This is a genomic window from Microbacterium sp. Bi128 (assembly GCF_918698205.1).
Genome location: NZ_CAKKMM010000299.1, coordinates 1 through 5,044, shown reverse-complemented (window position 1 = coordinate 5,044; position 5,044 = coordinate 1). Strand labels below are relative to the sequence as shown.

5 protein-coding genes and 1 riboswitch are annotated in these 5,044 nt (G+C 66.2%); of the genes, 2 read left to right on the top strand and 3 right to left on the bottom strand.

The window, feature by feature from the left end; genetic code table 11:
* The 3 genes from LQV45_RS17525 to LQV45_RS17515 form a co-directional block, all read right to left on the bottom strand.
* Window positions 1-470, bottom strand: a 470-nt coding sequence (locus tag LQV45_RS17525; RefSeq protein WP_230008124.1) for a methionine ABC transporter permease, incomplete at its 3' end; no start/stop codon positions are given.
* On the bottom strand, window positions 463-1,272 hold the full coding sequence (locus LQV45_RS17520) for a methionine ABC transporter ATP-binding protein (protein WP_043436621.1): 810 nt from the start codon (window positions 1,270-1,272) through the stop codon (window positions 463-465). The genes LQV45_RS17520 and LQV45_RS17525, both read right to left, overlap by 8 nt.
* A gap of 139 nt (window positions 1,273-1,411) precedes the next feature.
* A riboswitch (SAM riboswitch) is annotated at window positions 1,412-1,502 on the bottom strand.
* Window positions 1,503-1,599: 97 nt separating this feature from the next.
* A complete protein-coding gene (locus LQV45_RS17515; protein ID WP_230008123.1) occupies window positions 1,600-2,025 on the bottom strand; it encodes a CoA-binding protein in 426 nt (141 codons plus the stop codon).
* Window positions 2,026-2,332: 307 nt separating this feature from the next.
* Between LQV45_RS17515 and acs the strand changes: the two genes are divergently transcribed.
* Both acs and LQV45_RS17505 read left to right on the top strand, forming a co-directional pair.
* Window positions 2,333-4,558, top strand: coding sequence for an acetate--CoA ligase (gene acs, locus LQV45_RS17510; protein WP_230008122.1), 2,226 nt, complete (start codon window positions 2,333-2,335; stop codon window positions 4,556-4,558).
* A 10-nt stretch (window positions 4,559-4,568) separates the two neighbouring features.
* Window positions 4,569-5,044, top strand: a 476-nt coding sequence (locus LQV45_RS17505; RefSeq protein WP_230008121.1) for an LLM class flavin-dependent oxidoreductase, incomplete at its 3' end; no start/stop codon positions are given.

The window sequence follows — 5,044 nt, the reverse complement described above, 5'->3', positions numbered from 1 at the left end:
GTCATGATGGTGATGGAGCTGACGAGTCCGGGCTTCGCCTCCACAATCAGGACGTCCAGGACGATCTGGGACCTGCTGGCGCCCATGGACCGTGCCGCTTCGACCACTCCGCCGCCGAGCTGGCTCAGGTTCTGTTCCACGAAGCGGGCGAAATACGGAATGGCGTTGAGGGTCAGCGGGACAATGACGGCGGCCGTGCCGATGGTCGTGCCGACAATGAACCTGGTCACGGGAATGATCGCGATCAGCAGGATCAGGAACGGGAACGAGCGGAGCAGGTTGACCAGCCCGTCCAGGACCCGGTGCAGCTTTGGCCTGTGCTTGAGCCCGTTGGGACCGATGGAGTAGAGCAGGACACCCAGCGGTGTCCCGAGCAGCACCGCCAGCGGGATAGCCACCAGCAGCATGGTGAGGGTCTGTCCCATGGCGACGCCGATTTCGGGCAGGACTTCCAGGATGCGGTCAAACATTGATCAGGCCCTCCGACGCGGCTGTGGTGTGGGTGCCCCTCCCGGAGCGGTCCAGCTGGATCTCATCGGAGACCAGGTAGCGGCCGATCGACGTCGCCGGGTGGAAACCGGGGCGCTGGAGTTCGGCGAGGTCGAACTGCTCCACCACCCGGCCTTCTTCCATGACCGCGACGTTGTCCGCGATGGCCTTGATGACATTCATCTCGTGGGTGACCACCACGATTGTGATGCCGAATTCGGCGTTGACGTCGGCCAGGTATTGCAGGACCGATGACGTCGTCCGGGGATCCACGGCCGACGTCGGCTCGTCACAGAGCAGCACTTTGGGCCCGGTGGCAAGGGCGCGGGCGATCGCCACCCGCTGTTTCTGGCCCCCGGAGAGTTTGGCCGGATACGTTCCCGCTTTGTCGGCGAGGTCCACGATTTCCAGGGTTTCGGCGGCCCGCCGCCGGCGTTCCGCCTTCCCGACGCCGGCGAACTTCAGGGACAGCTCCACATTTTCCTGGGCCGTGAGGTTGTTGAGGAGATTGAAGTGCTGGAAAATCATGCCGATGTCATGCCGCTTGGTCCGGAGCTCGGCGTCGGACAGGGTCACCAGGTCCACGCCGTCCACCAGGACGCGGCCCGACGTCGGGCGCTCGAGGAGGTTGATGTTGCGCAGCAGCGTGGATTTGCCGGCGCCGGAGAACCCGATGATGCCCTGGATGGTGCCCCGCCTGATGTGCAGGCTGACGTCATCGACGGCCGTGAAAGGTCCCGCGGCCGAAGCGAATGACGTGCTGACGTTCTGGATCTCGATCACAGGCCCCCACCTGCTCGGGGCCGCGGCGCTGCCGCTGTCTGCGTGTTCATGATTTCCTCCGGGCTCGCCCGAGGAAAGCCCTGGGTCCTGGCTTCCGGGCAGCGCTGAGCGAAGCCGGGGAGCCTCAGAACACAGTGGTTCTCCATCGGTCCTGGCGGTAGCACCGTCCTCAAAGGAGGGGGTTGCTGCGGCGTCACGGAGCCAGATCTCTCAGCCGCTCGGGATGGTTACGAGTCCATCTCACACGGCAGGAGGCCGGATACAGAAAAAGCCGGTCACATTTTGTAACCGACTCTTCCCGATCTGTTGATCGTCATTCCCGGGCCGTTAGATGCCCACGCGCCAGCCTTCGCGGGCGGGGCACGCGTTCACGACGACGTCCAGCCCGGCGGCCTTGGCCCGGTCCGTCGCGGCGTCGTCGAAGACGCCCAGCTGCAGCCAGACGGCCTTGGCGCCTACTGCGATGGCCTCGTCTATGACTGCGCCCACCCTGTGGGAGTTGACGAAGCAGTCCACGACGTCGATCGGGTGCTTCTCCGCCGGGATGTCAGACAGGGAACGGTACCCCTTCTCGCCGTGGACATCGTCGCCCGGAAGGTTGACCGGAATGATGGTCATGCCCATCCGGTCCCGGACATAGAGGGAGACCTCATACGCCGAGCGCCATTCGTTGGTGGTGAGGCCGACCACCGCCCACGTGCCTTTGGTTCGCATGAGGCGGTCAATGACTGCCGGATCGTTAACATGGGCCATGCATCAACCTTACTCCTGCGACCTTTCCGGGCAATTGTCGAATAAATGAATGATTTGGGCAGGACCCACGCCGGGTGAACGAATATTACGGCGCTCCCGGACGCCGATTTTGCGGAATCGTGCATCTGAAGTTCTAGTAGGTAGTGACCATCCCGAGCGGCCGAGAGACCTGGATCGATGACGCCGCAGCAACCCCCCGGTGACGTGAGACGACCATTCCCACGCAACCGCTCCGCCCTCCTTCGGTGAAATTCGAGGGAGCCGGAGCAACCAAGGGTGCTACTGCCAGGACCGATGGAGTGCAGCAATGACCCCTGAGAATTCTTCCGCCCTGCCCACCTTTGCCCGGACTGCGTCCGAGGCATTCCCACAAACCACTTCGGACGCGACGGCGAACGAAGCAGGGCTGCGTGACGCGCCCGGCTCCTCTCGCGGCTCTTCGGGATGGTCCCTGAACGAGTCCACGGACGGCGCAGTGCACGGCGTCCCCGCCGATGGGCCGGCGCGTCACCGCAGCAGCACCTTCGGAAACCACCTTCCCCGGCACGGCGGCGCCGCGACCGCGGGAACTGTCCAGGCAGAGACGGTTGCGTTCTGGGAAACCCAGGCTCTCCGCCTCGACTGGGCGGACCTGCCCGGCGGCGCGACGGAGCAAACCAAGCCCTGGCACACCGCGCACCGCCGGGTCCCGGCCGACGTCGAGGCCGGCACCGGACCTCAGATCACCTGGTTCGAAGGGGGCAGGCTCAATGTCGCCTACAACTGCGTCGACCGCCACGTAGCGGCGGGGCGCGGAGACAAGGTGGCCCTGCACTTTGAGGGCGAGCCCGGCGACCGCCGTGCCGTCACCTACGCCGAACTCCAGCGCGAGGTCTCCAAAGCCGCCAATGCCCTCCTGGATCTCGGCATCACCAAGGGCGACCGGGTGGTCATCTACCTCCCCGTCATCCCCGAAACCGTGATCATCACCCTCGCGGTGTCCCGGATCGGTGCCATCCATTCCCTGGTCTTCGGCGGATTCTCCGCCGAGGCCCTGAAGTTCCGGGTGGAGGACACCGGCGCCAAGCTCCTGGTCACCACCGACGGCCAGTTCCGCCGCGGCACCGCCGTGCCGGTCAAGGACAACGCGGACGCCGCCGTCTCCGGCGACAACGCCATCGAACACGTCCTGGTGGTCAACCGGACCACTCCCGCGGACGAGCTGGACACCGTCCCGATGACCGCCGGCCGCGATGTGTGGTGGCACGACGCCGTCGGCACCGCCTCCGAGACTCACGAAGCCGAGGCGTTCGACGCCGAGACGCCGCTGTTCATCATGTACACCTCCGGCACCACCGGCAAGCCCAAGGGCCTGGTCCACACCTCCGGCGGCTACCTCACACAGGCGTCATGGAGCTTCGAGCACCTGTTCAGCAGCCCCGACCCCGCGCTGCGGGAGGAGGACGTGCACTGGTGCACGGCCGACCTCGCCTGGGTCACCGCGCACACCTATGAGCTCTACGGCCCGCTCTCCAACGGCGCCACGCAGGTCATCTTCGAGGGCACGCCCAACACCCCGCACCCGGGCCGGCACTTTGAGATCATCGAACGCTACGCGGTCACGCAGTATTACACCGCGCCCACCCTGGTCCGCTCCCTCATGGGCTGGTTCCCGGACGGCGTCCCGGACACGTACGACCTCTCCTCTATCCGTCTTCTCGGCACGGTGGGCGAGGCCATCAACCCCGAGGCCTGGCGCTGGTTCCGGACCAACATCGGCGCCGGCACCGCCCCCGTGGTGGACACGTGGTGGCAGTCCGAAACCGGCGCCACCATCCTCTCCCCGGCACCGACGGACGCCGCGTTCAAGCCCGGCTGCGCGGCCCGCCCGCTGCCCGGCGTCAGCACGCGCATCGTGGACGACGCCGGCAACACGGTGCCGCCCGGCGTCCAGGGTTTCATCGTGGTGGACTCCCCCGGCCCGGCGATCGCCCGGACGGTCTGGGGCAACCCGCGCCGCTACTTCGATTCGTACTGGCGCCAATACGCCGAGCAGGGCTGGTTCCTCGCCGGTGACGGCGCCAAGTATGACGACGACGGCGACATCTGGATCCTCGGGCGGGTGGACGACACCCTCAACGTCTCCGGACACCTGCTCTCCACCATCGAGGTCGAATCGGCGCTCGTCGCCCACCCGGACGTGGTGGAGGCCGGCGTCTGCCCGGTCGCGGACGCAAAGACCGGCCACGCGATCGTCGCGTTCGTGGTGCTGAAGGATTCGGCGGCCGCCCCCGACATCCAGGGTGTGCTGAAGGCGCACGTCGCGAAGCAGATCGGCCCGATCGCCAAGCCGCGGGACGTCGTCGTCGTTCCCGACGTGCCGAAAACCCGCAGCGGCAAGATCATGCGCCGGCTGCTGACCCAGCTGTTCGAAGGCACAACGCTCGGCGACACCACCTCGCTGCAGAACGAACCATCCATCGCGGGCATCCAGGATGTGCTGCGCGACCGCGCCGCGGAATTCCTGGCAGCAGCAAGCCCCACCCGGAAGTAAAGGAACACCCATGACTGAGATCAGCAACGTCGCCCGTCTTTCCGAACCGCTCAAGTTCGCCTACTGGGTCCCCAACGTCTCCGGCGGCCTGGTGGTGTCCACCATCGAACAGCGCACCGGCTGGGACTTCGAATACAACAAGAAGCTGGCCAGGATCGCGGAGAACTCCGGCTTCGAATACGCCCTGACCCAGACCCGGTACGCCGCCTCCTACGGTGCGGACAAGCAGCACGAGGCCACCTCGTTCAGCCTGGCGCTGCTGGCCGCCACCGAGCGCCTCAAGGTGATCTCCGCCGTCCATCCGGGCATGTGGCACCCCGGCGTGCTGGCGAAGTACATCATCACCGCGGACCACATCTCCAACGGCCGCGCCGCCGTGAACATCGTCTCCGGCTGGCTCAAGGATGAATTCACCAACTTCGGCCTCGAATGGCTCGAACACGACGAGCGCTACGTCCGCACCGAGGAATTCATCAAGGTGCTCCG

What these genes read in the sequence shown, in the direction of transcription:
- LQV45_RS17515 (WP_230008123.1), bottom strand. Translation starts at nt 2,025, where the DNA reads ATGGCCCATGTTAACGATCCGGCAGTCATTGACCGCCTCATGCGAACC.
- acs (WP_230008122.1), top strand. Translation starts at nt 2,333, where the DNA reads ATGACCCCTGAGAATTCTTCCGCCCTGCCCACCTTTGCCCGGACTGCG.